This is a genomic window from Caenispirillum salinarum AK4, from assembly GCF_000315795.1.
GTDB lineage: Bacteria > Pseudomonadota > Alphaproteobacteria > Rhodospirillales > Rhodospirillaceae > Caenispirillum > Caenispirillum salinarum.
This window is the reverse complement of the sequence record NZ_ANHY01000010.1, coordinates 73206-98407: the sequence shown is the minus strand read 5'-3', so window position 1 is coordinate 98407 and position 25202 is coordinate 73206. Positions and strand designations below refer to the sequence as shown.

The following is a 25202-nucleotide window of genomic DNA, read 5'->3' as shown; positions in this document are numbered from 1 at the left end:
GGTGTCGGTGTCGTCTCTGAACACCAACACGCGCGGCGGGGCCTTCGTTGAGCCGGGGATCGAGTCGGATGCCTGTCGCCTGACACGACAAAGGGAGCGCGCGGCGCTCCCCCTGGATCGTTCAGGCCCGGAATCGGGCGGCTGTGACGCTGGTGTGACGCGCGCGGCGTCAGCCTTCCAGCGCCTTCAGCAGGAACTCGGGCACCGGCTCGTCCAGAATATCCCGGCCCAGGTGGCGCAGGGCCTCTGCGGTGTCGTCCATCGGCCAGATGTCATCATCATTGGCCGCGAACACCTCGGCGCAAACGTTTGCGGAGGATGCGTCAAAAGCGGAAGCAGTGCGATGGATCGTCATGGCCGAACATTCTGTTGGGGGTGAAACCGGCGGAACCTGGGTGGTCCCGAGCTACCTGCGACTTGGGTATTAGGGACTTTCGGGTGAGCCCGGTCAACGGGAAAGTGGATGAGCAAGTGAGAAAACTGCGTCACCTGTGACTTTCCTGAAACACCACGCCGTCACAGACCACCGTAATACTTTCGTCGCGTCACAATTTTGTCGTGGTTCCGGACGTATATACCCCAGGTACGCCTGTTGAAAAAGCTTGCCGAAAGCGTACGACCTCGCCCAAAGATCAGTTCGTCTGGGCAATCTGCAGGCGCACGTCCGGGCCGACCAGGGCGGCGTCGTAGGGGTGGCGCGCCGCCTGGTAGTAGCGCCGCACCTTGACCACGTAGTTCTGGGTCTCCTCGTAGGGCGGAATGCCGCCGTACCGCAGAACCGCCCGTTCCCCGGCGTTGTAGGCGGCCAGGGCGCGCGTCACGTCGCCGCGGAACAGGGACAGCAGCCAGCGCAGGTAGCGGGTGCCGCCGCGCACGTTCTGCTCGGGGTCGAAGGGGTCGCTGACGCCGAATCGCGCGGCCGTTTCCGGGATGAGCTGCATGAGGCCCTGGGCGCCGGCGTGGGAGACGACGTGCGGCCGCCACGCGCTTTCCACGGCGATCACCGCCAGCACCAACTCGGGCGCCACCTCGTATTCGGCCGCGACCCGACGCGCCAGGGCGTCGATTTCCGGCGGTGGCCGCAGCGGCAGGCGGGAGGTCTCGATGGCTCGCGCCCCGCCGCCCGCTCCGGCGCCGGCGCCGGCGACGGCCGTGTCGCTTCGCGGTGTCGGGCAGTGGCGCACGCGCGCCGTCTCCACCCCGCCCAGCATCTTGAGCACGTTGCCGGCCGTCGGATGGCCCGCGCGCTTGGCAGCGGCCATCCAGGCGGCGCCCTGAGCGTCGCTCTGAGCCGTCTCGCGGCCGTTGAGGAACATCCAGCCGATGGTGAACGCGGCCTCCGCGTGGCCGCTGCGCCCGGCCTGGCAATAAAGCCGCTGCGCGCGTGCCAGGTTCTTCGCGGCGCCCTCGCCATGATGGTGCTGCACCGCGCGGTCGAAAGCGCGCTGCGCCGCCCCGGTGGCGGCGGCGGCTTGCGGCACGCCGCCCGTGGAGCCCAGGAACACGGCACCAAGGGCCAGGGCGCAGGCGATGGCGGCGGTGGTGCTGGTGGTGGTCCGGGTCCTCCCGATGGCGCTCGTCCGCATGGCGACTCCGCTCCCTCCGTCGTGGCTGGTGGCAGAGGAGGAGCAAGCGGCGGGCCAAGCGGAAAGGCGCGGCTGGTCGTGGCGACGGCGGACTTCGGTGTCAGGAATTCCGACATCAGGACCGCCGCGGCACGCCCCGGCGCGAAAGGCTGAGCCGCCGCCGTGCCGCCGTTGGCCTGCGCCGACGGCGCCCGTCGACGGCCGCTCTGCACCCATCGGCGCATGTCGGGGGGCTTTACAGCAGCGGCAACTGGTCGCGTTTGCGCAAAAAGAACCCCCGGCACCGGGGTGCCGGGGGTCGAGAGGTGCGAGAGGTGCAGAGAATGCCTCGCTGGCGCGAGGTCTAGCACTTCGCCGCGTTGCGCCACAACATGACCGTGTGGCGCTATCCAAAGGCATAAGGCCGTGCGGTAAGCCTTTGGCGGTGGTGCGGTGTTAGCGCCAGCCAGCCTGGTCGAAGGTCTTGACGGCCTCGGCGTTCAGCTCGCCCAGCGTGGACATGGGCAGGTCGTCGGCCTTGAAGGTGCCCCAGGCCTGCAGGATTTCCGACCACTCGACGCCCGGGCGCACCGGGTACTCGCCGTTGACCTCGGCGTACATCTCCTGGGCCGTCTCGCTGGCCAGCCACTCCAGCAGGGTCACGGCCTCGTCACGGTTCGGCGCGCCCTTCACGACGCCGCCGCCGGAGATGTTGACGTGGGCACCGGTGCTGTCCTGGTTGGGGTAGAAGACGTTGACGGCCTCGGCGGCGGCCAGTTCGTTCTCGTCGCTGGACTGCAGCATGCCGACGACGTAGTAGGTGTTGGTCACGGCGATGTCGCACTCGCCGGCGGCCACGGCCTTGATCTGGTCACGGTCGCCGCCCTGCGGCTTGCGCGCCATGTTCTCGACCATGCCTTCGGCCCACTCGGCGGCCTTTTCCTGGCCGTGGTGCGAGATCAGGCTGGCCATCAGCGACTGGTTGTAGATGTTGCCCGAGGAGCGGATGCAGATGCGGTCGTTCCACTTCTCGTCGGCCAGCGCCTCGTAGGTGGACAGTTCGGCCGGATCGACGCGGTCCTCGGCGTAGAAGATCACGCGGGCGCGCTGGGACAGGCCGAACCACTGGTTCTCCTCGTCACGGAAGTGCGCCGGAATGTGGCTGGTCAGGTCCTCGGACTCGACGGTGTCCAGGATGCCGGCCTCCTTGGCGCGGACCAGGTTGCCGGCGTCGACCGTCAGCAGCACGTCGGCGGGGCTGTTCTCGCCCTCGGCCTTGATGCGCTCCACCAGCTGGTCGGCCTTGGCGGTCAGCACGTTGACCTCGATGCCCGTCTCCTTGGTGAAGATGTCGAGCATGGGGCGGATCAGCTCTTCCTTGCGGGCCGAGTACAGGTTGACTTCGGCGGCATCGGCGTCGGCGGCGAACAGGGCCGACGGGGCGGCCAGGGCAAAGGCGGCGACGGTGAGGCGGCCGAGGCCGCGAAGGCGGTGCGTCATGGTCACTATGCTCCCGATAGCGTTATCGATCGTCCGTGGAACGGCCCGGGCCTGGGGCGCCCCGGGCAAAAAATCTGCAAATGAGAATGCGTCTCAGTTGAAGAGCTAGCAGAGGCCGGCCCTTTTGTAAACACCTTATTTTTGATGTGGTTGAGGAAGCCGGTGACGCAACCGCTGCCGGGTCCAAGGGCGTCGATATCTATGTAGGTGGGACGACCACCGCCCAGACCGACCGATGCGACCGAAGGTGAGAGATACCCATGACCGAACACGCCGATCCGCTCAATGTTCCGCGCCAGGGCTGCTGCAAGTTTTCCGTGGCGATCTACAACGCCAACGCCCGCGACGCGCTGAAGGAAAACCGCCCCTATGACGTCTACGACGAAAAATGGGCGGAAGAACGTAACGTGGAAGTGGTCGCCGACACAGCGGATGAAGCCCGTGCCAAGGTTCTGGAGCAGCATCCCGAAAGCGAGGGCTTCGTGGTGACCGGGGTCGAGAAGCTGCCGTTCAGCATCTGAGCAGCCGCCGGCCAGCATGGCGCCGCGCCGGGGCAGGCCTGGCGCGGCGCCGTTTGCACCCGTGATGCCGAGGGGTTAGCCGTGCTCGCGCAGCACCTTGCGCTGAATTTTGCCCGTCGTCGTCATGGGCAGGTCGGCGACGAACTCGATGCGCCGTGGGTAGGCGTGCCGCGCCATGCGGGTTTTAACGAACTCCTGGATTTCGGCCGCCAGCGCCTCCTGCCGGTCCGGATCGTCCAGGACCGCGGTGTCCGCCGGCACGATGAAAGCCTTGACGATCTCCGTCCGGTCGGGGTCCGGAACGCCGACGGCCGCGGCCAGCCGCACGGCCGGATGGCGGATCAGGGCGTCCTCCACCTCGCCGGGGCCGACGCGGTAGCCGGCCGTGGTGATGACGTCGTCGGCGCGTCCCAGGAACCAGAACCAGCCGTCATCGTCCATGCGGCCGGTGTCGCCGGTCACCAGCCAGTCGCCGATGAACTTCTCCGCCGTCGCCTCCGGCTTGTTCCAGTAGCCCAGGAACATCACCGGGTCGGGCGCCTTCACAGCGATGTGCCCGTCCGAGCCCGCCGGCAGTTCGGTGCCCGTGTCGTCGATGATGGCGACGGTGTGGCCGGGAATGGCGCGGCCCATGCTGCCCTCGCGCACCTCGCCGAGCCCCGCGCAGTTGCCCAGCACCAGATTGCACTCGGTCTGGCCGTAGAACTCGTTGATGGTCAGGCCCAAGGCGTCGCGGCCCCAGTCCAGCAACTCCCGCCCCAGCGTCTCTCCGCCCGATCCGATGGAGCGCAGGCGCACGCCGAAGCGGGCGGGGTCCTTGACCTGCCGCAGCATCTTCAGCGCCGTCGGCGGCATGAACACGTTGCGCACCTTGTGGCGGGCCATGAGGCAGAAGGCCTCCTCGGCATCGAACTTGCGGGCGCGATGCGCCAGCACCGGCACGCCGTGGAACAGGGCGGGCAGCAGCACGTCCAGCAGGCCGCCGATCCAGGCCCAGTCGGCGGGCGTCCAGAACAGGTCGCCCTCCTTGGGGAACAACTCGTGCGGCATTTCCACGCCCGGCAGGTGGCCGCGCAGAACCCGGTGGGCGTGCAGGGCGCCCTTGGGTTTTCCGGTGGTGCCGCTGGTGTAGATGATGACGGCCGGGTCGTCGGCCGCGGTGTCGGCGGGGCTGAAACCTGACGGGTCGGCGGCGTCCATGGCGGCGTGCAGGTCTTCCGCCGCGCCGGTGGCGCCGCCGGCGGTCAGCACGCAGGACAGGTCCGGCAGGCGAGCCTTGAGGTCCAGCACCCGCCCCACGTTGGCGGCATCGGTCACCACCGCGCGGGCGCCGGAGTCGGCCAGGCGGTATTCCAGTGCGTCTTCCCCGAACAGCACGAACAGCGGCACCGCGACGCATCCCAGCTTGTAGGCGGCGATGTGCGCCACGGCGGTCTCCACCGACTGCGGCAGAAGCACCGCCACGCGGTCGCCTCGCTGCACGCCGCGCGCGGCCAGTGCCACCGCGAGGCGGTCCGACTGGTCCTTGAGGTCTCCGAAGCTGGTCGTGGTGACGGTGCCGTCGGCGTCCTCGACGATGATCGCGGGCCGTTCGGCCCCGTCGGGCGCGGTGCAATGGCGGTCGCAGACATCGACTCCGATGTTCGTCCGGGCCGGGATATCCCACCGAAAACGGGCGCGGGCGTCGGCCCAGGACGTCGGGGAATCGGGGAGCATGGTGCGTATCCTTCCCATGGCGTGTTGATTGTGTTGTATTTTTTGACGTTACGGCGCCAGCACGGACAGGCGCAAGCTGCCAGGGGTGGAGGGTCCGGGCGCGGCGCCGCAACAGAGGAAGTCAACGCCTGACCGATCCAACAGGAGTTCATCCGTCCATGCCTATTCCGGCGCCCCTGCGCGAAAACCTCCGCCTGCCTGCCATCGCCGCCCCCATGTTCCTGGTTTCCGGCCCCGAACTGGTGATCGAGACCTGCAAGGCCGGCATGATCGGCACCTTTCCGGCGCTGAACGCCCGCTCCACCGAAAGCTTCGAGGCCTGGATCGACGAGATCGAGGCCGCCCGCGCCGCGCACGGCGCCTGCGCGTCCTATGGCGTCAACCTGATCGTCCACAAGACCAACCCGCGCCTGGAGGCCGACCTGGACGTCGTGTCCCGGCGCAAGGTGCCGCTGGTCATCACCTCGCTGGGCGCCGTGCCCGACCTGGTGGAGAAGGTCCACGCCCACGGCGGCAAGGTCTTCCACGACGTCATCACGCTGCGCCACGCAAAGAAGGCCGCGCAGGCGGGCGTCGACGGGCTGATCCTGGTGTGTGCCGGCGCCGGCGGCCATGCCGGCACCGCCAGCCCCTTTGCGCTGATCGAGGAAGTGCGATCGTTCTTTTCCGGCACCATCATCCTGGCTGGCTCAATCTCCACCGGCCGGCATGTCGCAGCCGCGCGCATGATGGGGGCCGACCTGGCCTACATGGGCACCCGCTTCATCGCCACGGCCGAAAGCCGCGCCGTGGAGGACTACAAGCAGATGATCCACGACGCCCAGGTCGCCGATATCGTCTACACGGACTCGGTCTCTGGCGTGAACGCCAACTTCCTGCGCGAGAGCCTTATCCGCGCGGGCCTCGACCCCCAGAACCTGCCGCCCAAGAAGGACCTGGACATGGCCGGCGAGGCCAAGGCATGGCGCGACATCTGGTCGGCGGGCCACGGCGTCGCTTCTATCCGCGACGTTCCCCACGCCGGGGAGCTGGTTGCGCGGCTGGAGGACGAATACAAGGCGGCCTTCGCCGAGACGACCGCGTTGTTCTAATGCCGCTGATTTGACACGACACAGGGAGGCTGAACGGCATGACCCCGGAACAGGCGACACTCAAGCACTGGATCAAGCAGCTTCTGCGCGCGCGCATGGACATGGACGAGGTCAAGCAGGCGGAGAAAGACCTGCCCATCGACGAGTTCCTGTCCAAGACCCACCGGCTGACGCTGGACGAAGGCCGCGCCGAACAGGTGATCGGCGAACTGATCCAGGCCACGCCGGCGCTGGAGCAGGACTACCCGGCCATCCAGGACGCCGCTCACGAGGAACTGGTGGAGGAACGCGAGCGCGACGCCGACCAGGGGCAGAAGCAGAAGCCCGGCCGCTGAGGGCTGTCGCGGCGGCATGGGGCGTGGTAGGATTACTCCTGCCCCCGGAACACGCTGTGACACCGTCCTGACGTGAGGGGACCCATGCCGCTTTATTCCTACCGCTGCACCGCCTGCGATGCCGCCTTCGAGACGCTCGTGCGCTCGGGAGAGACGCCGTCGTGCCCGTCCTGCGGGAGCGGGGCCCTGGACCGCCTGCTGTCGACGCCCGCCCCGCAGATGAAGTCGGGCCGCATCCTCGCCAGCGGCCGCGCGGCCGCCGCCAGGGAGGGGCACTTCAGCAACTATTCGAAATCGGAGACCAAGGGGAAGGTGTAGCCCGGCACGCCGTTCTTGACGGCAAGGGCGGCCGGGCTCATCTCTTCCCCGTGATTTTCAGGAGATCGCTCATGGCGACTGTAACCGTCGAACTGCCGGACCGCCTTGCCGAATTCGTCCGCGAGCAGGTCGCCCGGGGGGATTACGGGGACGACAGCGCCGTCGTCAGCGACGCGATCCGGCAGCTGCGGGAGCGCAAGGCAGAGTACGATCGCCGGATGGAGATTCTGCGTCAGGAGGTTGAGAAGGGCCTTGCCGACGTGCGAGCCGGTCGGTTCAGCACAAAGTCCGTCGAGGAAATCTTCGATGACGTCATGCGCGAGGAGTATGGCGAGTGACGGCATCCGCCGGCGGCTACCGTTTCACACCGGAAGCCGTGGTGGATCTTCGGGCGATATTCCGCCATACGACACGGGAGTTCGGTCGACAGCAGGCAACCAGATACCGCGACTACATAATGGCCGCCTGCCTTGCTGTTGCTGCAAGTCCCGATCCGATCGGCTCGACGAGCCCCGACAATATCAGCCCTCGACTGGCGATGTATCCGGTGCGACTGGTAACGGGCCGGACGAAAGGCGCGAGTCACGTCCTCATTTACACAATGGAAGATGATGAGGATGGCATCATCATCGTGCGCATCCTGCACGAGCGGATGGACCCCACCACCGTCCTCAGTTGAGCAGCCCGTCTTCCGTCAGGGCGTCCACCGCCTCCAGGCCGTCGAGCATGATGCCGTCGAAGCCCAAATCCATGAGCCCGGCGAAGGTTTCGCCCACGATGGCGCGCCAGTCGGGGTCGGCGAAGTCGACGATGTAGGTGCCGGGCTCGGGCCCGCGCGCCTTGATGAAGGCGGGGGTGCCCACCTTCCAGCTTTCCTTCCAGTACCAGGCCGTGTCGCGCGCCTCCGTCAGGGGCAGGCGGGCGATGACGAGGCGGGGACTGCCCATCTTCTTGAACTTGAGCGAATACACCTCGTCGGCCGACAGCGGTGTGTCGCCCTTGTAGAACGGCGCGATCACCAGCATGTCGTGGTTGGTGCCGCGCAGGGCGTTCAGCCAGTCCACCTTGGCCGGATAGCGGCGGTTGTGCAGCACGAACAGCACGTTCTGCGCCTCGCCGGCGGCCTGGACCATCTCGGGATTGGCATCGCGCAGCCGGCCGGTGGGCACGCTGTTCAGGCGTTCGTCGGTGGTGACGTGCGAGACGACACCGTGCTCCTCCGTCCAGCGGCGGGCCTGCTGCACGGTCATGGCGTCGGTGCAGCGCTCGATGGAAAAGACCGGCAGGCCGAAATCCTCGGCCTCGGCGATCTGCTCCTCCGTCAGCGGCGGCGTTGTGCCGCAGTAGAGATTGTCGGCGACGATGGCGTCCAGCGTGCGGGCGAACTGGCGGTCCATGCTGCCGACCGGCGGCGGGCCGTCGCCCACGAGGTCCTCCAGCGCCGACGGCGCGCGCAGAAGCTCCGCCAGGGCGTCGTCCTTCTGCGTCTGGAACAGAAGGTCGGGCTGTCCGCGCATCATCAGCGTGAAGGCGGGCGCCCGGCCGTGGCCGTATTCCGCCAGCGTGGCGATCATGTCGCGGGCGCGGCCGCGCCAGTCGGGAACCTCGATCACCTCGACCAGCGGCGTGTCCGGCCGCTGCGGCGGGAAGGAGCGCTGCGGCATGATGATGTCCTCGGGTGCCTGCGCCGATGCCGCCAGCGGCGCGCAGGCCAGTCCGAAAGCCAGGGCCGCCAGGGCCGCCGCCGTCCGCCAGGTGGTCACGAGAGCATCTCCGACACGTAATCCGCGATTGCCAGGCAGGATGTCAGTCCCGGGCTTTCTATTCCGTAAAGAGCCATATACCCCGCAAGACCCGTGCGTGCCGGGCCCTGGATGTCGAAGTCGTGGGCCGGCTCTCCCTTTGCCTGGATCTTGGGGCGGATGCCGGAATAGCTGGCCGCCAGCTGACCGTCCTTGAGGTCCGGCCAATAGCGGCGGATGGCGCCGTAGAACATCTCGGCCCGCTGCTCGTCGACGCTGTAGTCCAGCGTCTCGATCCATTCGACGTCCGGGCCGAACCGGCCCTGGCCGGCCAGGTCGCGGGTGTAGTGCAGCCCCAGGCTGGCGGCCGTCGGCATGGGATAGATCAGGCGCTCGAAGGGCGCCTTGCCGGTCATGGTGAAGTAGTTGCCCTTGCAATAGTGCAGGGGCGGGACCGAAGCGCGGTTCAACCCCTCGATCCGCCGCGAGACCTCTTGCGCGCCCAGGCCGGCGCAGTTGACGACGGTGGCGGCGTCGAGCGTCATGGGTTCGGCCCCGCCCACGTTCAGCCGCACCCGGCCGCCGTCCATCGCCAGGCCGCCGAGCACCGGCGAGAGGAAGGCGACCATGCCGCCGGCGTCCTCAAGCTCCCCCTGAAGGGAAACCATCAGCGCGTGGCTGTCGATGATGCTGGTGGTGGGGGAGTGCAGCGCGGCCTCGCACCGCAGGGCTGGTTCCAGCGCGCGGGCGTCGGCGCCGGACATCCAGTCCAGCCGGCAGCCGTTCTCGCCGGCCTTGACCTGGATGCCCTTCAGGCCGTCGACCTCGTCGGGCTCGGTGGCGACGATCAGCTTGGTGCAGTTGACGTAGGGCACGGCGCGGGCGTCGCAGTAGGCGTGCAGCATGCGGTTGCCGCGCACGCACATGCGCGCCTTCAGGCTGCCGGTGGGGTAGTAGACGCCGGCGTGGATGACCTCGCTGTTGCGGCTGGAGGTGATGGTGCCGATGGCGTCCTCCGCCTCCAGCACGATCACCTCGCGCCCTGCCATCGCCAGCGTGCGGGCAATCGCAAGGCCGACGACGCCGGCGCCGATCACCACGCAGTCCACGCGCTCCGTCATGCTCCCATCCTCTTGAAACCGGACACAAAAAGGGCGGCCTCCGGAAGAAGGCCGCCCCCTTTATATGCGGTCTCAGGCGGGCTTCGCCAGGACCGTTCTGATCGCCAGACGGAAGGGGATCAGCATCAGCAGCGCCAGCCCCAGCTTAACGGCGTAGTCGCCCAGGCCCAGCGTGACCCACGGCACGGCCGTGAAGGCAAACGCGCCGGCGAAGAAGACGGCGGTGTCCAGCGCCGAGCCCACCGAGGAAGACAAAAGCGGCGCGGTCCACCACTTGCCCACGTTGCGCAGGCGGTCGAACAGGTAGACGTCCAGAAGCTGCGCCGTCAGGAAGGCCGCGCCCGACGCGGCGGCAATGCGCGGCGTCGCCAGGAAGGCGGACATGACGACGGCGATCAGGAAGCCGATCGTCACCACCCGCCGCGCGGCGGGGGCTCCGGCGGCACGGTTGGTCAGGTCGGTGATGAGGAAGGCGAACGGATACGTCAGCGCGCCCCAGGTCAGCCAGTCGTTGATGGGGTACTGGACCAGGACGTTGGACGCGACCACGACGGCGGTCATCGCCGCGATGGGCAGGACAAGGCGGTTCATCGGTGAAAAGATCCTTTCTTCGGCCAGGCGTCGCTGAAAGGCGACCGGCACGACCCAGGGCGACCACCGCCCGGGCGAGAAACAGGGGCTCAGATAACGCAAATCCGCTCAAGCCGCAACGCCGGCCTTGGCCGCATGGTCCGCGACTCGAAGGTTTCGGTGGGCAGCGGCGGGTATCCCCGCTACAGTCGGCACAGGACCAACGTGTGAAAAATCGGTGTTCATGACTTCCGCAGACCTCGCGTATTCCGTCTGCCCCCACGATTGTCCCTCGGCCTGTGCCCTGTCGGTGGAGCGTCTCGGCTCCGACCGCATCGGCCGCGTGCACGGCGCGAAGGAGCATCCCTTCACCGACGGTGTCGTCTGCGCCAAGGTCGCCCGCTACGCCGAGCGCGTGCACAACCCCGACCGCCTGACCAGGCCCCTGCGCCGCGTCGGGCCCAAGGGCGCGGGCCGGTTCGAGGAATGCTCGTGGGATGACGCGCTGGATACGGTGGCGGAAGCCTTCCAGGCCGCCGAGGCGAAGCACGGCAAGGAAAGCGTCTGGCCCTACCACTACGCCGGCACCATGGGGCTGATCCAGCGCGATGGCATCGACCGGCTGACGCATGTTCTGGGCTATTCGCGCCAGACCGGCAGCATCTGCACCGGCACGGCCGACCCCGGCTGGTTCGCGGGCGTGGGCGAGAAGACGGGCACGTCCTCGCTGGAGATCGCCGACGCGGAAGTGATCGTGCTCTGGGGCACCAACGCCGTGCACACCCAGGTGCAGGTGATGACCCACGTCGCCAAGGCGCGGAAGGCGCACGGCGCCAAGGTCGTGGTGGTGGACCCCTACCGCAATGCTACGGCCAAGCAGGCCGACCAGCACCTGATGCTTCGCCCCGGCACCGACGGCGCGCTGGCGTGTGCCGTGATGCACGTGCTGCTGCGCGACGGGATGGCGGACCGCGATTACCTCGCCCGCATGACCGACTTCGGCGCGGCGACCGAAGCCCACCTGAAGGACCGCACGCCGGAGTGGGCGGAACGGATTACCGGCATTCCGGCGGAAGAGATCGAGGCGTTTGCGCGGCTCTACGGCTCGACGAAGCGGGCCTACATCCGCTTCGGCTACGGCTTCACCCGCCAGCGCAACGGCGCGGCGGCCATGCACGCCGCCACCTGCCTGCCGGCCGTGACCGGCGCTTGGAGCGTGCGCGGCGGCGGCGGGCTCTACAGCTACTCCGGCGGCTTCCACGTGGACCAGTCGCTGGTGATGGCGTCCGACCACGCGGACCCGTCCGTGCGCGGCCTGGACATGTGTCGCATCGGCCCCATCCTGACGGGCGAGCGCGATGCGCTCGGCGACGGTCCGGGCGTGCACGCCATGCTCATCCAGAACACCAACCCCGTCGTGGTCGCGCCCGAGCACCGCAAGGTCCGCGAGGGCTTTTCGCGCGAGGACCTGTTCGTCTGCGTGCACGAGCAGATCATGACGGAAACCGCCCGCCACGCCGATGTGGTGCTGCCCGCCACCATGTTCCTGGAGCATGACGACCTCTACAAGGCCGGCGGCCACACGTGGCTGCAGGTCGGCCGCAAGATCATCGACGGCCCCGGCGAGACCCGCGAGAACCACTGGGTCCTCAACGAACTGATGAAGCGCCTGGGCGCCGATCATCCGGCCATGCACATGAGCGCGTGGGACCTGATCGACGAGACGCTCCGCCGCAGCGACTGGCCCGGCGCGGAAGAGGTCTGGGCGGCAGGTGGAATCGACGTCTCGTCGCGCAACGACCACGGCGACGGCGGTTGCTTCCACAGCGGCTTCCCGCAGGCCGACGGCCGCTTCCACTTCCACCCGGACTGGAAGGCGCTCGGCCCGCTGGGCGCCATGCTGCCCAGCGCGCCCGACCATGTTGCGATCATCGACGAGGTGGACGATGACCGGCCCTTCCGTCTGGTGGCGGCGCCGGCGCGGAACTTCCTCAATTCCTCGTTCACGGAAACGCCCACCAGTCGCAAGCAGGAAAAGCGCCCGACGGTGATGATCCACCCCGACGACGCCGCCGCTCACGGCATCACCGACGGGCGGGCGGTGGCCATCGGCAACGGGCGCGGCCGGGTGCGGCTTCATGCGGTGCTTTTCGACGGGCTGCCCCGTGGTGTATTGGTTGTGGAAAGTATCTGGCCCAACGCCGATTTCGCGGGGGGCGAGGGCATCAACACGCTGACCAGCGCCGACGTGCCGCCGCCAGCCGGCGGCGCCGTGTTCCACGACACGGCGGTCTGGATCGCGGCGGACGACGCGGCGTGACCGGGTTCGGCCGGATGGAAGGGCAGGGGGAGAGCCATCGCATGAACGCAGACGCTCCCAGCGCGGCACGCCGCAACTGGAACCAGGGCGCGGAGGGCTGCCATGTCATCGTTCTCGGCAACGAGAAGGGCGGCACGGGCAAGTCCACCATCGCCATGCACCTGATCGTCAGCCTGCTGTACGAGGGCTTGCGCGTCGGCACCATCGACCTGGACGCCCGTCAGGGCACGCTGACCCGCTACGTGGAAAACCGCGAGCGCCTGTGCGAGCAGCTCAACGTCGACCTGCCGCGCCCGGCCCACGTGCCCATCAAGGTCAGCGAGGACAAGGACAAGGACCTGCGCACCCTGCTGCGCGCCGTGAACCAGCACACCAAGACCTGCGACGTGATGGTCATCGACACGGCGGGGTCCGACAACTACCTGTCCCGCGCCGGCCACGTCTTCGCCGACACGCTGATCACGCCGCTGAACGACAGCTTCATCGACCTGGACGTCATCGCCCGCGTCGATCCCAACACCATGAAGATCGCGGGTCCCAGCCACTATGCCGAAAGCATCTGGGAGACGCGCAAGAACCGGGCGCTGAAGGATGGCGGCTCGGTCGACTGGATCGTCATCCGCAACCGTCTGTCCCACCTGGACAGCCGCATCAAACGGCAGATGGAAGACCTGGTCGGCCAGCTTTCCACGCGCATCGGCTTCCGCACCGCGCCGGGCCTGGGCGAGCGCGTCATCTATCGCGAGCTGTTTCTGCAGGGCCTGACGCTTCTCGATCTCAGGCATTCGGGCATCGAGGTGGAAATGAGCATGAGCCACGTCGCCGCCCGCCAGGAACTCCGCGCCCTTCTGGACGCCATCAACATCAAGCAACTGGCGCAGCGGAGTGCGTGATTCTTGGTGAACCACCAAGACACCAAGACACCAAGGTTTTCCGGCTGCGCCGGAATGTGAATAAGAGGGAGCCACGGGCTCCCTCGTGCTCCCTCGTTTCCTTATTCATTACCATGTCGAATACCCGGCGACAGTGGCAACCGGAATAAAGATGGCGCCTTCGCGCGCTGTCTTGGTGCCTTGGTGTCTTGGTGGTTTAAAATAACCTTCGGACCCAGGCCCCACGATTACCCCGCCCGGCAATCTGGAAAAACGGGCGCCGCCCTCCTATCTCCCTGGAAGACTTGAGGAAGCGGATTGCTCATGAGCCAGGACAAGAACACGCCGGCGCCGCGCTCCACCGGATCGGACGTCGACGCCTTCCTGAACAAGGTTGCGGCAACGCCCGCGCCGCGCCCGGAGGCCGGCCGGAAGGGGCGGCTTCTGTTCGCGCTGGATGCCACGGCCAGCCGCCAGCCGACCTGGGCCCAGGCGTCCAAGCTTCAGATGGAGATGTTCTCCGTCGCCGCCGGCCTGGGCGGGTTGGAGATGCAGGTGGCGTTCTACCGCGGCTTCGGGGAATTCCGCGCCACCCAATGGCTGACCGACGGCGATGATCTTCTCCGCCGCATGAAGAAGGTGTCCTGCATCGGCGGCCACACCCAGATCGAGCGCGTGCTGCGCCATGCCCTGAACGAGACCCGCAAGCAGAAGGTGGCGGCGCTGGTCTTCGTCGGCGATTGCCTGGAGGAGAACCCGGACACGCTCTGCCACCTGGCCGGCGAAATGGGGCTGAACGGGTTGCCGGCCTTCATGTTCCACGAGGGCGACGACCGGCAGGCCCAGCAGGTCTTCCAGCAGGTCGCCAAGCTGTCGGGCGGGGCCTGCTGCCGGTTCGACGCCAACAGCCCCAAGGAGCTGCATGACCTGCTGAGCGCGGTGGCCGTCTTCGCCGCCGGCGGGCGCAAGGCGCTGGCCGACTACGGCAAGTCCAGCGGCAACCGGGCGGTGCTGCAACTCACCCACCAGATGGGCGGCTGAGGGCGCGGGCATCATGCTTCTGGGGGCCGTCATCCTGGGCGTCGGACTGATCGTCGCCTTCATGCTCATCGGGCAGTGGTTCGTCAATGCGAGCCCGGCGCAGGTCGCCAAGGGCCTGAAACGTGCCGGCGTGGTGCTGGTGCTGATGGTCATCGTCGGCCTGGCGGCGACGGGGCGCCTCGGCTGGGCGCTGGCGGCGCTGGCCGGCATGGCGCCGTGGGCCGGGCGCATCTTCCGCCTGCTGATGATGGGCCAGATCATGCGCCGCATGGGCCTGTTCGGCGGGCCGTCGGGCTTCCACACGCCGGGCAGCGGGTCCGGCGGCTTCGGCTTCGGCATGCCCGGTGGCGGGCAGGGGCGGCAGACCGGCCCCGGCACGTCGGAGGTCGCCACCGATCATCTGCGCATGACGCTCCACCACGCCTCCGGCCAGATGAGCGGCGAGGTGCTGACGGGGCCCTTCGCCGGCCGCCAGCTCGACGACCTCGACCCGGTGGAGCGCCTGGACCTGTGGCGCCAGGTGCGCGGTGATCCCGACAGTGCGCGCGTCTATGAAGCCTGGCTCGACCGCCACGACCCCGACTGGCGCGACCGGGCAGAGGCTGCGGGCCACCATGGCGGCGGCGACCGCAGCGCGGCGGGCTCTGCCGACGGGGCCATGACCCGGGCGGAGGCCCTGCGCATCCTGGAACTGGAGGAGGGGGCGACGGCCGACGAGATCAAGCGCGCCTATCGCCGCGTCATGGCGAGCGCGCATCCCGATCACGGCGGATCAAGCTGGATGGCCGCCAAGGTCAACGAGGCGAAGCGCGTGCTGCTGGGGGATTAGCGGCTGCTACTGGGCGGTGCCGCCGGCGGTCTTCAGGGTCACCGCATCGCCGGCAATCAGGAACGTCACCGCGCCGTTGTCGGCGTGATATGTCCAGGTTTCGATGGGACCCAGCTTGGCGATGTCGTCGGGTTGGCCGAGCGCGTCGCGCAGGCCCTGCTTGGTGGTGACGCCCTCGGCCTTGTCCAGCAGGTCGGCCTTGCTGGGCTCGCAGGCGGCGAGCGGCAGGGCGAGCAGGCAGAGCATCAGGGCGGCGGCGGCGCGACGGGGCATGGCGGCGGGCATCCTTCACGGCGGGCAGGGGAAGCGGCGCGGATCATGCCCCGGCCGGCGCGCCTTCGCAACCGCCGAAGACTCGCATTGCGCCGCCGCAACGGGTAAAAGGGTGGGGTGCCGCTCCATCGGCGGCATGATGCTATAAGCGACTTTGGTCGCAACTCGTTCGACCCCAGGGTGAAACAGCGCAAGGTATCCCATGAAGTTCTCCGGCACCGAGCGGTACGTCGCCACCGAGGACCTGAAGGTCGCGGTCAACGCCACCGTGACCCTGCAACGCCCCCTTCTGGTGAAGGGAGAGCCCGGCACGGGCAAGACGGTGCTGGCGCAGGAAGTGGCCGCGTCGCTGGGCCTGCCGCTGATCTCCTGGCACGTGAAGTCCACCACCAAGGCGCAGCACGGCCTGTATGAATACGACGCCGTCAGCCGCCTGCGCGACAGCCAGCTGGGCGACGACCGGGTGCACGACATCCGCAACTACATCAAGCCCGGCAAGCTGTGGGAGGCCTTCACCACCGACGGCGGCTGCGTGCTGTTGATCGACGAGATCGACAAGGCCGACATCGAGTTCCCCAACGACCTGCTGCTGGAACTCGACCGCATGGAATTCTACGTGCATGAGACCGGGGAGATGGTCTCGGCCAGGACGCGCCCCATCGTCATCATCACGTCGAACAATGAAAAAGAACTGCCCGACGCCTTCCTGCGCCGCTGTTTCTTTCACTATATCCGCTTCCCGGACGAGGACACGATGGCCGACATCGTCCAGGTCCACTTCCCCGACATCAAGTCCCGCCTGGTGCGCGAGGCCATGAGCCTGTTCTACGACCTGCGGGACGTGCCGGGGCTGAAGAAGAAGCCGTCGACCAGCGAGCTTCTGGACTGGCTGAAGCTGCTGATGGCCGACGACATCTCGCCGGAAGCCCTGCGGGCCAAGGACGTGAAGACCCTGCTGCCGCCGCTGCACGGGGCGCTGCTCAAGAACGAGCAGGACGTCCACCTTCTGCAGCGGCTGGCCTTCCTGGCCAAGCGGGAAGGGCGCTGACGGCGGCGCCCTGACCGGCGACCGGCGCGGAGCGAAAAGGCGACCGACCATGTGCAAGGCAAGTGCGCTCTTTCGGACCATCACGACGACGGCGATCCTGTCGCTGGCGGCGGGTGCCGTGCTGCCGTCCGTTCCCGTCGCCGCCGAGGCCCGCGTGCAGGACGCCGCGCAGAAGGCCGAGGAAGAGGCGATCCTCGCCCCCACGCTGGACGATCTGTTCCGCGACAGCCTCAAGCGCGAGAACGCCGGCGAACTCCCCGGCTACGTGCTGAACAAGGACGGCGTGCGGCTTCTGGGTCCCGCCGCGCCCCCGCCGCCCCCGCCGCCGGGGTTCGAGCCGCCGCAGATCGTCTACGAGGAAGAACCGCCGCCGCCTCCGCCGCCGTGGGAGGAGGTGGTGACCGCCATCGCCCAGAACGACGCCCGGCCCGAGCACGTGGCGGAGGTGGAGCGCCGCGCGGAAGCGGACCAGGGCGACGCCGTCGAGCTTCTGGCCTGGATGCGCGCCAACGGCGTGGCGGTCGCCAAGGACCTGCCCAAGGCCTTCCGCCTCTACGCCCAGGCCCACAAGCTGGGCGTGCCCAACGCGCGGGAGAACGCGGTGGCGGTCTACAAGTCCATGTCGCGCGACCAGCAGCAGGCCGCCCGCCTGCCGTTCTGATGTCCCTGATTTTCGGAGCCCCATGTTCGTCACCCTGTTTTACGAGCTGCGCAAGGCCGGCGTCCCGGTCAGCCTGAACGAGTACCTTCTGCTGCTGGAAGCGGTGGAAAAGGGCTGCGCGGATTTTTCGGTGGATGACTTCTACTTCCTGGCGCGCGCGACGCTGGTGAAGGACGAACGCCACCTGGACCGCTTCGACCGGGTGTTCGGCCATGTCTTCAAGGGGCTGGAGGAACCCACCAATCCTGACGAGATCACCGCCGACATCCCCGAGGAATGGCTGCGCAAGCTGGCCGAGAAGTTCCTGTCCGAGGAGGAAAAGAAGCAGATCGAGGCGCTGGGCGGCTTCGACAAGCTGATGGAAACGCTGAAACAGCGGCTGGAGGAGCAGAAAAAGCGCCACCAGGGCGGATCGAAATGGATCGGCACGGCGGGCACCAGCCCGTTCGGCGCCTACGGCTACAACCCGGAAGGCGTGCGCATCGGCCAGCACGAAAGCCGCCACCGGCGCGCGGTCAAGGTCTGGGACAAGCGCGAGTTCAAGAACCTGGACGACACGGTGGAACTGGGCACGCGCAATATCAAGGTCGCGTTGCGTCGCCTGCGCCGTTTCGCGCGCGAGGGTGCGGCGACCGAACTGGACCTGGACGACACCATCCGCTCCACCGCCCATCACGGCGGGATGCTCGACATCAAGATGGTGCCCGAGCGCCACAACACGGTGAAGGTGCTGCTGTTCCTCGATATCGGCGGGTCCATGGACGACCACGTGAAGACCTGCGAGGAGCTGTTCTCGGCGGTGCGCAGCGAGTTCAAGCACCTGGAGCACTACTACTTCCACAACTGCGTCTACGAATACGTCTGGCGCGACAACACCCGCCGCCACGCCGACCGCATTCCCACCTGGGACGTGCTGCACACCTACGGCTCGGACTACAAGCTGATCTTCGTCGGCGATGCCTCCATGAGCCCCTACGAGATCGCCTATCCCGGCGGCGCGGTGGAGCACTGGAACGACGAGGCCGGCGAGGTCTGGCTGCGCCGGATGCTCCAGGTCTGGCCGCATGCGGTGTGGCTGAACCCCTCGGACCAGCGGTTCTGGCCCTACACGCACTCCATCCAGATGATCAACCAGATCATGGAAGGCCGCATGTACCCGCTCACCCTGGGCGGGCTGGACGAGGCGATGCAGGAGTTGAACAAGTAGGCACGGATTCCCGCGCCGGGACCCTGCCACTTCCGCGCCCTGAACGGGCTCTTTCCGCCTGACGTTCTGCGGTGGCAATCGCCGCCTGAACCGTCATGGGAGAGAGTGTCATGGCCTACCAGCGTTCGCGGTCCAGCAAGGACGACCTCGCCGCCGACCTGTTCACGCCCGGATCACTGGCCGTCGGCGTCATCGCCGCCCTGGCCCTGCGGCGCATGGGCACGCTGGGGCTGGTGGGCGCGGCGCTGGGCGGGGCCTGGGCCTACCAGACCTGGCGCAACAAGACCGGAAAGCCGCCCACCCACGTCATCCCGCGCGCGCCGCTGACGGTCAGGCGCTCCATCACCATCGGCAAGCCGCGGCCCGAGGTCTTCGCCTACTGGCGCGATCCCACCCACTTCCCGCGTTTCATGGCGCATGTGGAGGACGTGCGCGAGATCGGCCCGGACGCCCACCACTGGGTGGTGCGCGGGCCGCTGCACACGGCGATGGAGTGGGACGCCGACCTGGTGGACATCCGCGAGAACCAGCACATCGGCTGGCGCGCCCGGCCGGGCGCGGACATCGTCAACGAAGGCTCCGTCACCTTCGCCGACGCGCCCGGCGGGCGCGGCACGGAGGTGCATCTGGAAGTCACCTACGACGCGCCGGGCGGCAAGCTGGGTGCGATGGTCGCCAGGCTGATGGGCGAGGAGCCCGACCGCCAGGCCCACGACGACCTGCGGCGGCTGAAGCAGATCCTTGAGACGGGCCACGTCACCAGCTCCCAGCCCCGCCCGCACGGCAGCCGGTGAGTCTGCATGATGGTAACGGACGGAGGTGGACCCCTGCTTTCGCAGGTTTCCTGAATACCCGTCATTCCTGCGAAAGCAGGACTCTACAGCCGCCTGGCAACCGCCGTCCCCGACACACGCTCAACACCAGGAGACCGCCATGCGCGCCCTGTGCTGGAACGGCATCAACGACCTGCGGGTCGAGACGATAGACGACCCGATAATCCTCGACCCCGGCGACGTCATCGTGAAGGTGAAACTGTCGTCGGTGTGCGGGTCCGACCTGCACCTGCTGGACGGCTACGTGCCCGCCATGCGCTCGGGCGACGTCCTGGGGCACGAGTTCCTAGGGGAGGTGGTGGAGACCGGCGCCGGCGTATCGAAGCTTACCAAGGGCGACCGCGTCATCGTCATCTCCATCATCGGATGCGGCCACTGCTGGTTCTGCGACAACCAGCTCTATTCCCTGTGCGACAACTCCAACGCCACGCCGGGAATGGAGGAAACCGTCTACGGCCATGCCGGCGCGGGCATCTTCGGCTACAGCCATGCCTTCGGCGGCTATGCCGGGAGCCACGCGGAGTATATCCGCGTGCCCTATGCGGAGACCAACGTGTTCAAGGTGCCCGACGGCGTGTCGGACGAGACGGCGGTGTTCGTCTCCGATGCCGTGCCGACGGGCTGGATGGCCGCCGACCTGGCCGACGTTCAGGATGGCGACGTGGTGGCCGTGTGGGGTGCCGGCGGTGTCGGGCTCATGGCCATGACGGCCGCACGGATCATGGGGGCCGAGCGCGTCATCGCCATCGACCGCTTCCCCGACCGCCTGAAGAAGGCCCATGCCCACGCCGGCGCGGAGATTGTCAACTATGAGAAGGTGGATGTTCACGACGCCCTGATGGACATGACCGGCGGGCGCGGCCCCGACCGCTGCATCGACGCCGTCGGGCTGGAGGCGCACGGCACCGGCCCCGGCTACCTCTACGACCGCGCCAAGCAGGCCCTGCGGCTGGAGACCGGGCGTGCGACCGTGCTGCGCCAGGCCGTGCGTGCCTGCCGCAAGGGCGGAACCGTCAGCGTCATCGGCGTCTACGGCGGGTTCGTCGACACGTTCCCCATGGGGGCGCTGATGAACAAGGCGCTGACCATGCGCGGCGGCCAGCAGCACGGCCAGCGGTACGTGCCGACGCTGTTCGAGCATATCCGCGAGGGCCGGCTCGACCCGTCGTATCTGATGACCCACCGCTGGCCGCTGGACCGCGGGGCCGAGGGCTACGGCATGTTCAAGCACAAGACCGACGACTGCCTGCGGGTGGTGTTCGACCCGACGCTGTCGGCGGGACCCGGCGCCAACAATCTGGGTGCGGGAGGTCCGGCATGACCATGGGCCGCATCCGTCTCCGCCCGCTGCGCGCCCAGGTCATGGTCATCACGGGCGCGACCAGCGGCATCGGGCTCGCCACCGCCATGCGGGCCGCCGACGCCGGGGCGCGGCTGGTGCTCGCCGCCCGCAACCGCGAGCCGCTGGAGCGCATCGCCGAGGTGCTGCGCAACAAGGGTCACGAGGCCAGGGCGGTGGTCTGCGACGTCGGCAACGAGGATCAGGTGCGCCACCTGGAGGCCACGGCGGTGGACACCTTCGGCCGCGTCGACACCTGGGTGAACAACGCCGGCATTTCCGCCTACGGCACGCTCGCCGACATTCCACTGGCCGAGCAGCGCCGCATCTTCGAGACCGATTTCTGGGGCGTCGTGCACGGCAGCCTGGCGGCGGCGCGTGTCATGCGGCGGCAGGAAGGCGGGGTGATCGTCAACGTCGGCAGCGTGCTGTCGGACCGGGCGATTCCGCTGCAGGTGCCCTACGCGGCCGCCAAGCACGCCGTCAAGGGTTTCACCGACGGCCTGCGCATGGAGCTTCTGCGCGAGGGGGCTCCGATCTCGGTCACGCTCATAAAGCCGACCAGCATCGACACCCCTTACAAGGACCACGCCGCCGCGCACCTAACCCGCGAGCCGACGAACCCGCCGCCGGTCTACGACGCCGACCTGGTGGCCGACGCCATCCTGCACGCGGCGACGCACCGGACGCGGGTTCTGTCGGTGGGCGGCGGGGCGCGGCTGATGACCCTGACGCGCCACCTGTTCCCCGGCCTGTCCGACCTGGTGGGCGCGAAGGTCTTCGGCGACCTGCAGGTGACCGACGTGCCGCGCGGCGGCGGCGGCCGTCACCAGGGCCTGTTCCGTCCGGTGGGCCGCGGCCGGGTGCACAACACCAGCGAGGCCTACGTGCGCCGGTTCAGCACCTACCTATTCTGGCAGAAGCACAAGACAAGCATCTTCGTCGGCCTGCTTGCCGCCGCCGGCCTGGCGTGGCTCGCCAACCGGGAATGCGAGCGGCGGGAGCGGGAGCGCCACCGCAGCCGCTGGCACCTGCCGAGGCGGCGGCGGAAGCACCGGCGGCGGCGCCTTTGGTGACCGAGGCGCTGGTGTTTGGCGGGGGTTGTGGATTCCCGCTTTCAAGGCTGTCGGGACATCGGTGGACGTGCACCGGAGGCAGCGCGGCAGGATGGTTAGCAGCGGACGTGGATTCCTGCTCTCGCAGGAATGACGGAAAAGTTATTATCTAAGATAATAACTTAAAAGATGCCCGTCGTCCCTGCGAAAGCAGGGACCCAGGCACGCCGGAAAACCTATCCGCCTGCCGCCGGCGGCCACGCCGGCAGGGTGAAGGCGACGGTGGTTCCCGTGCCCGCCGGGTCGCTGTCGATGCCGATCCGGCCGCCGTGGTTCTCCACGATGTTCTGGCTGATGGACAGGCCGAGACCCATGCCGGTGGCCTTGGTGGTAAAGAACGGCTCGAACAGGTGGCCGCGCACTTCGGGCGGCAGGCCGGGTCCCGTGTCGCGCACCGACACCAGAACGGTCGCGCCGTCCTCCTCCACCGCCGAGCGCAGGTCCAGGCGGCGTTCCTTTTCCGGAACCTGCTTCAGCGCATCGATGGCGTTGCGCATGAGGTTGACCACCACCTGTTCCAGTTGTACCCGGTCGGCCAGCACGTCGGGCAGCGTTTCCCCCAGGTCCAGGCGCAGCGTGACGCCGTTGTGCCGCGCCTCCACCGCCAGCAGGGCGGCGGCGTCGCGCAGGATGCGGTTCATGTCGATGGGCGTGCGGGCGGCCTCTCCCTTGCGCAGGAAGGCCCGGATGTTCTGGATGATGCCCGCGGCGCGCTGCGCCTGTGCGACGATCTGGCGGATGGCGGCCAGGATTTCCGCGTTCTCCGTGCGCAGGGCGAGCGCCCCTTCGGCGGTATCGTGTGGCCGTGCGCCCTGCTGCTCCATGCGCCGGATGCATCCGTTGGCGTAGTTGGTGATGGCGGCCAGCGGCTGGTTGATCTCGTGCGCCAGGCCGGCGGCCAGTTCGCCCATGGTGGACTGGCGCGAGACGTGCGCCAGTTCCGCCAGGCGCAACTGGGCCTCTTCCTGGGCGCGGCGGCGTTCCTCCATTTCGGCGTGAAGCTCGGCGGTGCGGCGGGTGACCATATGCTCGGTCCGCACATGGGCTGCCGCCGCCAACAGCAGCAGGATCGCCAGGGCCGCCGGCCATTCCCAGTACTCCGCCGCCATGTCCGCCAGCACGTCGCCGGGCTCCATGGCAAAGGGACCGAGCCGCAGGTCGAAGTAGAGGTCGTGGACCGGCTGGTAGTTCAGCGGCACCGTCCATTGCGGCGCGCGGTCGGCCGGCGACGCCTCCAGCCCCTCGCGGAGCAGGGAGATGGCGACGCGCTTGGCAAGCGCCCGGTCCGTGTGACGCAGCTTGGCAAAGGGCCAGTCGGGGTACAGCCGCGACGACAGGGCGCAGGGAAAGTCCGCCACCGGCTGCGAATTGAGGATGCGGAAGTCGGCCATGTCGATCTTGCCCTCGGCCGCCATCTCCTCCATCAGGCAGGCGCGGACCGTGCCGGCGTCGGCCAGGCCGTCGCGCACGTGCAGGACGATGGAGTCCAGCGGAAAGCCGGTGAAGCGCAGAAGGTCCAGGTCGTCGAAGGGGTCGACGCCGGCGGCCTTCATTTCGCGCCACGCGATCTGGAAGCCGCCGAAGGCACGCTCGTCCACGGCTTCGAACACGGTGCCCTTCAGGTCGCCGAGCGTGCGGATGGCCGGGTTGTCGGCGCGGGTGAAGATGACCGATCCCACCGCGGCGCGCGGCGTGCCCCGATCGGTGGTTTCCAGCGTGGCGATGCGCGTGATGCCGTGGGCGGCCTCCAACTCCACGTAGTGCCCGGGGTTGGTGGCGACGAAATCCACCTGCGCCTCGGCCACCGCCTCGCGCATCTCGTTCAGGTCCAGCGGCACCAGGACGACGTCGTGCCGCGGCAGGGCGCGGGCGAGGGCGGTGACGGTGGGGGTCCAGGTCTCCACCGCCTGCTCGGCCCCGCGGAAGGCCAGCACGCCGATGCGGATTTCGCCCTCGGGCGTTACCCCGCCGGCCGGCGCGCCGCTGCCCAGGAACAGGGCGCAGGCAAGGGCGGCAGGGCGGAGTAGGGCGGGCAGGGGCATGGGCAGGGTCCGGATAGTCCTTGTGTCTTGTAGCATCATCCGCGGACGCGGTCACGATCCCGCGAGCCCGGAGCGCGACCCCTGCCACGCGGGGGTCCGACGTGGCACGGTGAGTGGATCAGCAACGGAGGTGCCGCCATGCCCGTCCTGCTCGCCGTCCTGCTGCTGGTGGCCGCGCTGCCCCTGGCCGCCGCCGAGGTCCCCCGCGCGTGGGAGCGCGAGTTTCCCGCCACCGACTTCTCCAACGCCGCCGTGCCGCTGGACGAGATCATGTCCGGCGGGCCGCCGCGCGACGGCATCCCCAGCATCGACGACCCGCGGTTCAAGCCGGCGTCGGCGATCACCGACCTGTCCCCGCGCGAGCCCGTCATCGGCCTGACGGTGAACGGCGAGACGCGGGCCTACCCGCTGCGCATCCTGCACTGGCACGAGATCGTCAACGACACGGTCGGCGGCGTTCCGGTGGCGGTGACCTACTGCCCCTTGTGCAACGCCGCCATCGTCTTCGACCGGCGCGTCGGCGACCGGGTGCTGGAGTTCGGCACCACGGGCAAGCTGCGGCACTCCGACCTCGTCATGTACGACCGCCAGACGGAAACCTGGTGGCAGCAGTTCACCGGCGAGGGCATCGTCGGCGCGCTGACGGGCACCGAGCTGGATGTCCTGCCGAGCCGCCTGGAAAGCTGGGCCGAGTTCCAGGAGCGCGCCCCGGCGGACGCGCCGGTTCTGGTGCCGACCGATCCGGCCGCGCGCGACTACGGCCGCAACCCCTATGCCGGCTACGATACGGCGGCGCGGCCCTTCCTGTACTCCGGCGAGACGCCGGGCGGGGTGGAGCCCATGATGCGCGTCGTGGCGCTCGACGACGAGGCCTGGACGCTGCCGCTGGTGCGCGAGCGCGGCCGGGTGGAGACGGACGGCGGTCATCTCATCACCTGGCGCGCCGGCCAGGCCTCCGCCCTGGACGCCGCGCGCGTGGCGGAGGGGCGCGACGTCGGCACCGTGCTGGTGTCGCGCGATGGTCGCGACGTGCCCTATGACGTGACGTTCGCCTTTGTGTTCTTCGCCTTCCGCCCAGACGGGGTGCTGCATACGCTGGACGGTGTGGTGCGGGCGGAGGACGGCGGCGGCGGCTGACGTCGG

At 68.5% G+C, this 25202-nt stretch carries 25 protein-coding genes; 17 read left to right on the top strand and 8 right to left on the bottom strand.

What is annotated here, in order from left to right; all coding sequences use genetic code 11:
• Window positions 1-632: 632 nt before the first annotated feature.
• Together C882_RS24385 and C882_RS11555 are read right to left on the bottom strand one after the other, a co-directional pair.
• Window positions 633-1586, bottom strand: coding sequence for a lytic transglycosylase domain-containing protein (locus C882_RS24385; RefSeq protein WP_009540790.1), 954 nt, complete (start codon window positions 1584-1586; stop codon window positions 633-635).
• A gap of 435 nt (window positions 1587-2021) precedes the next feature.
• Window positions 2022-3065: a Fe(3+) ABC transporter substrate-binding protein gene (locus tag C882_RS11555; RefSeq protein ID WP_043645103.1), complete on the bottom strand. Its 1044-nt coding sequence runs from the start codon at window positions 3063-3065 to the stop codon at window positions 2022-2024.
• A 260-nt stretch (window positions 3066-3325) separates the two neighbouring features.
• Between C882_RS11555 and C882_RS11550 the strand changes: the two genes are divergently transcribed.
• Complete coding sequence (locus tag C882_RS11550; RefSeq protein ID WP_009540788.1) at window positions 3326-3586, top strand: hypothetical protein; 261 nt, start codon at window positions 3326-3328, stop codon at window positions 3584-3586.
• A 75-nt stretch (window positions 3587-3661) separates the two neighbouring features.
• On the opposite strand, the gene C882_RS11545 is transcribed toward C882_RS11550, so the two are convergent.
• Window positions 3662-5302 (bottom strand): acyl-CoA synthetase, encoded by a 1641-nt coding sequence (locus C882_RS11545; protein WP_009540787.1) that lies wholly within the window; start codon window positions 5300-5302, stop codon window positions 3662-3664.
• A gap of 158 nt (window positions 5303-5460) precedes the next feature.
• Here C882_RS11545 and C882_RS11540 point away from each other — a divergent pair, with 158 nt between their 5' ends.
• From C882_RS11540 to C882_RS11520, 5 genes are all read left to right on the top strand, one after another.
• Window positions 5461-6393, top strand: a complete 933-nt coding sequence (locus tag C882_RS11540; RefSeq protein ID WP_009540786.1) for an NAD(P)H-dependent flavin oxidoreductase — start codon at window positions 5461-5463, stop codon at window positions 6391-6393.
• Window positions 6394-6431: 38 nt separating this feature from the next.
• Window positions 6432-6728: a hypothetical protein gene (locus C882_RS11535; RefSeq protein WP_009540785.1), complete on the top strand. Its 297-nt coding sequence runs from the start codon at window positions 6432-6434 to the stop codon at window positions 6726-6728.
• Between the two features lie 84 nt (window positions 6729-6812).
• On the top strand, window positions 6813-7046 hold the full coding sequence (locus C882_RS11530) for an FmdB family zinc ribbon protein (RefSeq protein ID WP_009540784.1): 234 nt from the start codon (window positions 6813-6815) through the stop codon (window positions 7044-7046).
• Between the two features lie 71 nt (window positions 7047-7117).
• Window positions 7118-7384 (top strand): type II toxin-antitoxin system ParD family antitoxin, encoded by a 267-nt coding sequence (locus C882_RS11525; protein ID WP_009540783.1) that lies wholly within the window; start codon window positions 7118-7120, stop codon window positions 7382-7384.
• Complete coding sequence (locus tag C882_RS11520) at window positions 7381-7725, top strand: type II toxin-antitoxin system RelE/ParE family toxin (RefSeq protein ID WP_043645100.1); 345 nt, start codon at window positions 7381-7383, stop codon at window positions 7723-7725. The genes C882_RS11525 and C882_RS11520 overlap by 4 nt, the downstream gene beginning before the upstream one ends.
• Here C882_RS11520 and C882_RS11515 read toward each other — a convergent pair.
• The 3 genes from C882_RS11515 to C882_RS11505 form a co-directional block, all read right to left on the bottom strand.
• Window positions 7718-8809 carry a hypothetical protein gene (locus C882_RS11515; protein WP_009540781.1) on the bottom strand — a complete coding sequence of 364 codons (1092 nt, stop codon included), beginning with the start codon at window positions 8807-8809 and terminating at the stop codon, window positions 7718-7720. The two genes, C882_RS11520 and C882_RS11515, sit on opposite strands and share 8 nt — an antisense overlap.
• The gene (locus C882_RS11510) at window positions 8806-9909 is read right to left on the bottom strand and encodes an NAD(P)/FAD-dependent oxidoreductase (RefSeq protein ID WP_009540780.1); all 1104 of its coding nucleotides are present in this window, start codon (window positions 9907-9909) and stop codon (window positions 8806-8808) included. The genes C882_RS11515 and C882_RS11510 overlap by 4 nt, the downstream gene beginning before the upstream one ends.
• Before the next feature lie 72 nt (window positions 9910-9981).
• Window positions 9982-10500: a queuosine precursor transporter gene (locus C882_RS11505; RefSeq protein WP_009540779.1), complete on the bottom strand. Its 519-nt coding sequence runs from the start codon at window positions 10498-10500 to the stop codon at window positions 9982-9984.
• Between the two features lie 223 nt (window positions 10501-10723).
• On the opposite strand from C882_RS11505, the gene C882_RS11500 reads away from it, so the two are divergent.
• The 4 genes from C882_RS11500 (at window position 10724) to C882_RS25460 (ending at window position 15541) form a co-directional block, all read left to right on the top strand.
• A complete protein-coding gene (locus tag C882_RS11500) occupies window positions 10724-12799 on the top strand; it encodes a molybdopterin-containing oxidoreductase family protein (RefSeq protein ID WP_043645198.1) in 2076 nt (691 codons plus the stop codon).
• Between the two features lie 41 nt (window positions 12800-12840).
• Window positions 12841-13692: a division plane positioning ATPase MipZ gene (locus C882_RS11495; protein ID WP_009540777.1), complete on the top strand. Its 852-nt coding sequence runs from the start codon at window positions 12841-12843 to the stop codon at window positions 13690-13692.
• 303 nt (window positions 13693-13995) lie between these two features.
• The gene (locus C882_RS11490; RefSeq protein ID WP_009540776.1) at window positions 13996-14712 is read left to right on the top strand and encodes a hypothetical protein; all 717 of its coding nucleotides are present in this window, start codon (window positions 13996-13998) and stop codon (window positions 14710-14712) included.
• A 13-nt stretch (window positions 14713-14725) separates the two neighbouring features.
• On the top strand, window positions 14726-15541 hold the full coding sequence (locus C882_RS25460) for a DnaJ domain-containing protein (RefSeq protein ID WP_009540775.1): 816 nt from the start codon (window positions 14726-14728) through the stop codon (window positions 15539-15541).
• Between the two features lie 6 nt (window positions 15542-15547).
• Here the strand turns inward: C882_RS25460 and C882_RS11480 are convergent, their stop codons facing one another.
• Window positions 15548-15814, bottom strand: coding sequence for a hypothetical protein (locus C882_RS11480; protein WP_009540774.1), 267 nt, complete (start codon window positions 15812-15814; stop codon window positions 15548-15550).
• A gap of 202 nt (window positions 15815-16016) precedes the next feature.
• Here C882_RS11480 and C882_RS11475 point away from each other — a divergent pair, with 202 nt between their 5' ends.
• The 6 genes from C882_RS11475 (at window position 16017) to C882_RS11450 (ending at window position 21978) form a co-directional block, all read left to right on the top strand.
• Window positions 16017-16862 (top strand): AAA family ATPase, encoded by an 846-nt coding sequence (locus C882_RS11475; protein WP_009540773.1) that lies wholly within the window; start codon window positions 16017-16019, stop codon window positions 16860-16862.
• A gap of 49 nt (window positions 16863-16911) precedes the next feature.
• Window positions 16912-17523 carry an SEL1-like repeat protein gene (locus C882_RS11470; RefSeq protein ID WP_009540772.1) on the top strand — a complete coding sequence of 204 codons (612 nt, stop codon included), beginning with the start codon at window positions 16912-16914 and terminating at the stop codon, window positions 17521-17523.
• A gap of 22 nt (window positions 17524-17545) precedes the next feature.
• A complete protein-coding gene (locus tag C882_RS11465; protein WP_009540771.1) occupies window positions 17546-18730 on the top strand; it encodes a vWA domain-containing protein in 1185 nt (394 codons plus the stop codon).
• 110 nt (window positions 18731-18840) lie between these two features.
• Window positions 18841-19524 (top strand): SRPBCC family protein, encoded by a 684-nt coding sequence (locus C882_RS11460; protein WP_009540770.1) that lies wholly within the window; start codon window positions 18841-18843, stop codon window positions 19522-19524.
• Between the two features lie 139 nt (window positions 19525-19663).
• Entirely contained in the window at window positions 19664-20884 is a 1221-nt protein-coding gene (locus C882_RS11455; protein ID WP_009540769.1) for a zinc-dependent alcohol dehydrogenase, read from the top strand.
• Complete coding sequence (locus C882_RS11450; protein WP_009540768.1) at window positions 20881-21978, top strand: SDR family oxidoreductase; 1098 nt, start codon at window positions 20881-20883, stop codon at window positions 21976-21978. The genes C882_RS11455 and C882_RS11450 overlap by 4 nt, the downstream gene beginning before the upstream one ends.
• Window positions 21979-22193: 215 nt before the next feature.
• Here the strand turns inward: C882_RS11450 and C882_RS11445 are convergent, their stop codons facing one another.
• The gene (locus tag C882_RS11445) at window positions 22194-24059 is read right to left on the bottom strand and encodes a sensor histidine kinase (protein WP_009540767.1); all 1866 of its coding nucleotides are present in this window, start codon (window positions 24057-24059) and stop codon (window positions 22194-22196) included.
• A 138-nt stretch (window positions 24060-24197) separates the two neighbouring features.
• On the opposite strand from C882_RS11445, the gene C882_RS11440 reads away from it, so the two are divergent.
• Window positions 24198-25196, top strand: coding sequence for a DUF3179 domain-containing protein (locus C882_RS11440; RefSeq protein ID WP_009540766.1), 999 nt, complete (start codon window positions 24198-24200; stop codon window positions 25194-25196).
• The last annotated feature ends 6 nt before the right edge of the window (window positions 25197-25202 follow it).